The sequence below is a fragment of the Sphingomonas fuzhouensis genome (genome assembly GCF_034659795.1).
Lineage (GTDB): Bacteria > Pseudomonadota > Alphaproteobacteria > Sphingomonadales > Sphingomonadaceae > Sphingomonas > Sphingomonas fuzhouensis.
The window spans coordinates 53,359-60,000 of sequence record NZ_JAXSQY010000012.1; the positions used below are offsets into that span (position 1 = coordinate 53,359).

Genomic DNA, 6,642 nt, shown 5'->3' on the forward strand with positions numbered 1-6,642 from the left:
GAATCGGCGCGTTAGGTGGCATGCTTGCCGGTCGGCCTTTGTCCGTCCTTCATGCCGAGTCTGACACATTCCCCGTGATAATGACGATCGGGACGGCGGGTGCCGACCCGATCGTTGAGGGGCAGTCCCCTTTGCCAGGATCAGTAGCTGATGGTGACGGTCCCCAACACGCTTCTCGGCGCGTTGTAATAGCCCTGATCATAGGTGAGCGCATTGATCGCCTTCGTGTTCGTCACGTTGCGCACGTTCACCGCCAACTGGAGATTCTTCGTGATCTTATAACTGCCGAGCAGGTCGAGCGTCGCATATTTGTCCTGGGTGACGCGGATCGGTTGGCCGGTGATGGTCGAGGTGGTCGATCCGACGACATAGATCTTCGTCTGATACTGAAGCGACGCGCCCAGCTTCAGGGCGGGCAGGACCGGTGGGGTGTAGGTCAGGTTCAGCTTGGCGGTCTGACGCGGGACGAAGGTGCGGGTCGGCTGGCCGTCATCGCCGCGAATGCGCATGATCGTGTAGCCGCCGGTGGCCTGGACGCCCGGCAGGAGCTGGCCGCCGAATTCCAGTTCGACGCCCTCGGACTTCGAATTCACACCGCGATAGATGGTCTGGCCGATGGTCGGATCGAACCCGGCCGCTTCGGCGAAATTATCCTGTCGGACGCGGAACACGGACAGGGCGGCGTTTAACCGTCCCTCATACCATTCGCCCTTGAATCCGCCTTCGAGGCTGTTTCCCTTGATCGGGGCGAGCAGCGTGCCACCGGCGCCAAACACATTCTGCGGATTAAAGATCGTCGCATAGCTGGCATAGGCGCTGACATGACGCGTGAGGTCGAGCGTGGCACCGACAAAGGGCAGGAAGCGATTGTCGCGGTAATTGCTCGGCGAACCATAGGAATAACCCTCGCTGCGCGCCCATGTATAGTTGGCGCCCAGGATGATCTTGAGCGGATCGACGGGGCGCAGGCGCATCGTCGCATAGGCGGAGGTCCGCCGCTGATGCGTCAGGTTGGACGAGGCCGGATTGTCGCTATAGGTCGCCGGGAAGTTCGGACGCGGGAAGCTGCCGCTGAACAACTGGTCCAGCGGGATGGATACCCCGATCGCGGCATTGTCGTAGCGTGACAACTGCCGATATTCGAGTGCGCCGCGCAGGAAGCCGAAGACGATCATTTGCTCCTGTCCCAGCGCCTGGAAGCTCCCGCTGGCATGGACGTCGAAGGTGAAGTCGCGGCTGGAGGCCTTGAACGATCCCGGATAGGAGAAGACGCCCAGACCGGTCGAACGATCGGGATTGCCATAGACATAGAACAGGTCGTCCTGCTCGTTCGTCGCCCGGCGGAAGGCGCTGGCCTTGATCAGCCACTTGTCATTGAAATGATGCGTGATGTCGCCGAATATCTGGCGATCGGTGACATTGAACCCCGCCCAATCGGGCGCGGTATTGGATGACCGTGCCAGCGGGATACGGGTGCCGTCGGTATAATAGAGTGGGATCGCGCCCCATTGTGCCGCCGAGCTGTGATGGTTCTGGTAACCATAACCCATGCTCGCGACGGTATTCGGGCCGAGATCGGCCTCGACGATACCATAGCCGGTCCAGCGACGCAGGTGATAGCGGTCGAGATAGCTGTCGGCATCCGAATACACACCGACGGCGAGCGCCCGGATATGCCCATCCTTGTCGAGCGGCGTCGAGACATCGCCCTGAAGGCGAAGGCTGTTGAACGAGCCATATTGTGCCGATCCGGTCGCCTGGAAGTCCCGCGTCGGGCGCTTGCGGACGAAATTGACCACGGCAGACGGATTGCCGACGGGGGAGAGCAGGCCGGGCGCGCCCTTCAACACCTCGACATGGTCGTAGATGGCGGTGTCGATCGATCCGACCTGCACCGCAAAGGCGGGCGGCAGGCCGAGGCCGTCGACCTGAAAGTTCTGAACGTCGAAGCCGCGCGCCGAATAATAGAAGCGGTCGGTTTCCTGGGGCTGGACGTTGAAGCCCGGTACGGTGGCCAGCAACGCATTGATGTCGTTGAGCTGGAAGTCGTCGATCTGCTGCCGTGTGACGACGCTCACTGCTTGTGGCGTATCACGCAGGCTGATCGGCAGGCGATAGGCCGAGGTCTGCGCCGGGACGGTATATTCATCGACGCCCTTGGTTTGCTGCGCCGTGACGACGATGTCGCCCGGTGCGGTCGACTGCGGAACGGTGTCAGGCGCGGCCGTGACGGCGGCGAGTATCGTGAAGATGGGCGTCACGTCGAAAATCCCCTTTGGCTTACTTGTCGCCCTTAAGATAATAATGAGAGTGATTGTCAATAGCGTGATTCAACATGGCCACGCGTTGGACCGGTCGGCTCTCGCTCCGGACACGGCATCAGCGTCATCCAAGCGCTGGCGACCGGTCCTAATGTCGATTATGCCTTGCGCCGTATCGCCCGGATGCCGTGCGCCGCACGGTGTCTGCTTCTCGCCATTTCCTCTCAAGGATATCCGATGCGTCTTCCTCTCGCCCTTCTGCTTGCTTCGGCCACCGTGTTTCCGGCTGAGGCGGCGGTGCATCGCTATATCGGACTGACGCTGGCGCCGTCGGGGGGCGAAGTCGCCGCGATCGAAATGGGCGAGGGCAAGCATCCAGGTATCGTGGTCCGCGACGCCCGCGACGGGCGGGTGGTGCGCCGGATCGATCCCTGCGCCACATGCAGCTATTCGGGCTTGACCTTCGCGCCACAGGGTGACGCCCTTGCGTTTCTGGCACGCGACAAGGGTGTCGCGACCCTGATGATCGCGCGCGGCGATACGGTGCGCCCGGTCGCGACTGTGGATGGGCTCGCCCAGACCCCGCGTTTTTCGCCCGATGGCAAGCGGGTTGCGATGCTCATCACGCTGGGCGCGACGAAGGATGCCGGTGCGACCCAGGCGGGCGCGCGGCAGATCGGGGAGATCGGCGTAGAGAATGACGAACAGCGTCTGGCAATCGTACCGGTCGGGGAGGGGGCCCCGACCAAGGCGACGCCGCTGTCGCCCAAGGGACGCTATATCTACGAATATGACTGGACGCCCGATGGATCGGCGCTGGTCGTGACCTCGGCGCTGGGCAATGGCGATGCGAACTGGTGGGTGGCGACGCTCGACCGGGTGGATGCAACGACCGGCACGGTGACCAACATCGCCAGGCCATCGACCCAGCTCAACATGCCGCGTGTCTCACCCGATGGAAAGACCGTCGCCTATATCGGCGGATTGATGAGCGATTTCGGGTCGATCGGCGGCGATGTGTGGACCGTGCCGCTGGCCGGAGGCATTCCCACCGACCAGACCAAGGGGCAGCCGATCACCTTCACCTCGCTGGCCTGGACCAAGGGCGGCTTGCGGGCGGCGACGCTTCAGGGCGACCAGATGGGTGCGGTCGCCATCGAGCCCGGCCGCGCCCCGCGTCCGCTGTTCGCGCGACCGGTGGGGCTGTCCGCGGGAGACGGTCGGATCGCCTGGAACGCGAAGGGCGATATGGCGGCAAGCGTCGTCGAGGACTTCACCCACGCGCCCGCCGTCTATGCTGGGCGCCCGACGGCGTTGCAGCAGATCACGCATGACAATGATGCCGCCCAGCCCGCCGTCCAGGCGCGCAGCGTGACGTGGACGAACGAAGGCTTCACCGTGCAGGGGTGGCTGTTGTCGCCGCTGACCGCCAGGCCCGATGCGAAAGCGCCGATGATCGTGCAGGTCCATGGCGGCCCCTCTGCGGCCAGCACGCCGCGCTTTATCGAAAAGGGGTTGGCCAGCGCGTTCGAGGATGCGGGCTATTACCGGTTCCTGCCCAACCCGCGCGGCTCCTATGGCCAGGGCGAGGCGTTCACCGCCGCCAACAAGCGCGACTTCGGTGGCGGCGACCTGCGCGATATTCTGGCGGGTATCGATGCGGTCGAAAAGCTGGCCCCGGTCGACGAGGCGCGGCTGGGCATGACCGGCTGTTCCTATGGCGGGTTCATGGCGATGTGGGCAAACACCCAGACGAACCGCTTCAAGGCGATCGTGGCGGGGGCAGGGCTGTCCGATTGGGTCAGCTATTACGGCACCAACGGCATCAATACCTGGATGATCCCGTTCTTCGGCAAATCCGTCTACGACGACTATAAGCCCTATGTGGATGTCTCGGCGGTCTATCACGTCAAGACCGCCCATACCCCCACCTTCATCTATGTCGGCGAACGCGATATCGAGGTGCCGCCCACCCAGTCGGTCGAATGGTGGAATGCGCTGAAGAGCCAGAACGTGCCGACCAGCCTCGTCATCTATCCCGATGCCGGGCATTGCGTGCCGACCCAGGCCGCCGATGTGATGAAGCGACAACTGGCATGGTTCGGCAAATATCTGGGTCAGCCGTCCGCTAACTGACTCATCTTTCCGCCAAAACCGGGAATGGCGGGGCAGATTGGCAACGGGCCTGCCAAGCGGCCGGGCTATCCTCGACATGCAGCATGGTGCTGCATGTCGAGAGTATGATCCATGACCGCTTATGATCCCAAACTGGCGACCGACCTTCGCGATAGGCGACGCGCCCAGGCCGTTGTGCCGGAAGCAAGCCAGGCGCTGTGTTTCGAGCAGCTCGATACCCGCTATGACGACAAGACGCAGACCTTGTGGACCGATATGCGGGCCCGCACCAGGCCCAGCTTCAACCCCGATCTGTTGCACGATTTCGAACGTTGGCAGGACGCGATCGTGCAGGGTGTCGATACGGGCGCGATGCCGATCCGATATCTGGTGCTCGGGTCGCGCTTTCCCGGTGTGTTTTCGCTGGGCGGCGATCTCGATCTGTTCGCGCAGGCGATCCGCAACCGCGACCATGCGGCGCTGGCCCATTATGGTCATCGCTGCGTGCGTATCCTCTACCGTAACATGCGCGGGCTGGAGCGGCCGATCATCACCATCGGACTGGTCGAGGGCGATGCGCTGGGCGGCGGGTTCGAGGCGCTCTTGTCCTTCCATGTCGTCATCGCCGAGCGCGGTGCCAGCTTCGGTCTGCCCGAGACGATGTTCGGCCTCTTCCCCGGCATGGGGGCGCATTGCTTCCTGTCGCGGCGGCTGGGCGCGGCGCGGGCGGAGCAGATGATCCTCAGCGGCCGGACCTATAGCGCGGACGAACTGTACGAGATGGGCCTGGTCCATGGTCTTGCCGCACCGGGCGAGGGGCGGCAGATGGTGGCCGACTATATCCGCCAGAACCACCGGCGGCACAGCGCCCATTGCGCCATTTACGAGGCGTCGCGGGCGGTCAATCCACTGCCGCTGGAGGAACTGGAGGCTGTGGTCGATCTGTGGGCGGATGCCGCGCTGCGGCTGACCGAAGGCGACCTGAAACGGATGGAGCGGCTGATCGCCGCGCAAACCCGTTTGCGGGACAAGGCTGAAGACTGATCAACCGGCCTCGGGCAGGGGGCGACCTTGTCCGAGGCCTTCCATCGCGACGGCGCCTTGGGCCAGCAGTGCGACCACGTCACGCGCAGGTATCGGCTTGGCCATCAGGAAGCCCTGCACCGCATCGCAGCGCGTGCGGCGGAGCTGATCCAGTTGAGCCGGTGTCTCCACGCCCTCGGCCACGGTCCTCATGCCCAGCTTGGCGGCGAGTTCGACGATCGTCTGGACGATCGCGATCGAGGCGGGGTTGTGATCCAGGTCGATGACGAAGGAACGGTCGATCTTGAGCGTCTGGAACGGAAACTGGGTCAGATAGCTGAGCGACGAATAGCCGGTCCCGAAATCGTCCAGCGTCGTGCAGACGTCGATCCGGTTGAGGGCCGTCAGCGCGGCGAGCGAGCGCTCGACATCATCGAGCAGGACCGTCTCGGTCACTTCCAGGGTCAGACGCTTTGCTGGCAGGCCACTGGCTTCCAGGGCATTCGTCACCGCGACGACCAGCTCGGGCGTGCGCAACTGGACAGGCGAAAGATTGACGGCGACCGTCACGTCCGATGGCCATGTGCTCGCCGATCGACAGGCCTGATGCAGCACCCATTCGCCGATCGGGACGATCAGGCCATTCTCCTCGGCGATCGGGATGAACTCGGCGGGGGAGACCTGGCCGAATTGCGGGCTGTTCCAGCGCAGCAGCGCCTCGCACGACCGGACACTACCCTGCGCCAGACAGAAGATCGGCTGGAAGAGCAGATGAAACTCGCCACGCTCCAAGGCGCCGGTCATCGCGGCGGCAAGCTGGCGACGACGCTCGATCTTTTCGTCCATGACCGGTTCGTAGAAGAGGAACTGGCCGCGCCCGCTTTCCTTGGCCCGGTACAGCGCCAGATCGGCGTTCTTCAGCAAGGTATCGGCATCATCGCCATCATCAGGCGCGATGGCGACGCCGATCGAGGTGGTGGTGTGCAGGATATGGCCGTTGAACGGTACGGGCTGTCGCACCAGATCCGATATGGTTTCACCGATCCGATCCGTCGCCGCGCGATGCGGGATATGGCATAGGACCGCAAATTCATCGCCGCCCAGCCGGGCGACGATGCCGCTGCCGCCGAAGCGTTCGGTCAGCCGTCGTGCGATGGCGACGAGCAACGCATTGCCCGCCAGATGCCCGAAGGAGTCGTTCACCTCCTTGAAGCGATCGAGGTCGAGCCAGAGCAAAGCCAGT

Annotated in this window: 4 protein-coding genes (1 of these 4 only partly in view); 2 read left to right on the plus strand and 2 right to left on the minus strand. The window is 63.7% G+C overall.

What is annotated here, in order from left to right:
• Positions 1–140: 140 nt before the first annotated feature.
• Positions 141–2,261, minus strand: a complete 2,121-nt coding sequence (locus U1H82_RS17960) for a TonB-dependent siderophore receptor (protein ID WP_322966363.1) — start codon at positions 2,259–2,261, stop codon at positions 141–143.
• Between the two features lie 237 nt (positions 2,262–2,498).
• On the opposite strand from U1H82_RS17960, the gene U1H82_RS17965 reads away from it, so the two are divergent.
• Positions 2,499–4,397, plus strand: a complete 1,899-nt coding sequence (locus U1H82_RS17965; protein WP_322966364.1) for a S9 family peptidase — start codon at positions 2,499–2,501, stop codon at positions 4,395–4,397.
• Positions 4,398–4,508: 111 nt separating this feature from the next.
• Positions 4,509–5,420, plus strand: a complete 912-nt coding sequence (locus U1H82_RS17970) for a crotonase/enoyl-CoA hydratase family protein (RefSeq protein WP_322966365.1) — start codon at positions 4,509–4,511, stop codon at positions 5,418–5,420.
• On the opposite strand, the gene U1H82_RS17975 is transcribed toward U1H82_RS17970, so the two are convergent.
• A protein-coding gene (locus tag U1H82_RS17975) for a putative bifunctional diguanylate cyclase/phosphodiesterase (RefSeq protein WP_322966366.1) crosses the window boundary here: on the minus strand, positions 5,421–6,642 show its 3' portion. The gene runs 740 nt beyond the window's last position; only the last 1,222 of its 1,962 coding nucleotides appear in the window; its start codon lies beyond the right edge, outside the window; its stop codon occupies positions 5,421–5,423.

Excerpts from the sequence above, each read along its gene's own strand:
- U1H82_RS17965 (WP_322966364.1), top strand. The coding sequence starts at position 2,499 with ATGCGTCTTCCTCTCGCCCTTCTGCTTGCTTCGGCCACCGTGTTTCCG.
- U1H82_RS17970 (WP_322966365.1), top strand. The coding sequence starts at position 4,509 with ATGACCGCTTATGATCCCAAACTGGCGACCGACCTTCGCGATAGGCGA.